The 256-nt window shown below is 68.4% G+C and carries 1 pseudogene; it reads right to left on the reverse strand.

The features are described from left to right. Positions 1 to 256, reverse strand: a pseudogene (locus ASF38_RS17545) (hypothetical protein); the annotation flags it as partial.

Below are 256 nucleotides of genomic sequence, written 5' to 3' on the forward strand. Positions count from 1 at the left end.
CGCTGGGGGTAGGTCTGCCCGAACCCCACCTCGTCCATCTCGCCGGTGGCGGCGTTGACGGTCCCGACCTTCTGGTGTGGTGCGGCGAGCGCGTCGAGCGCGGTCTTGAGCATGGCGCCCTGTGCTTCGGGGAGGGTGAACCGGCCGGTGACGGTGCCGTCGTTGTTGTCCCACATCGAGAAGCTGGTCTTCTTGCGGGCTTCCTCTTCGCGGCGACGCAGGATCTCGTCCTCGTCGGCGTCGACCTCCTCGGTGG

Source organism: Aeromicrobium sp. Leaf272, from assembly GCF_001422865.1.
Lineage (GTDB): Bacteria > Actinomycetota > Actinomycetes > Propionibacteriales > Nocardioidaceae > Aeromicrobium.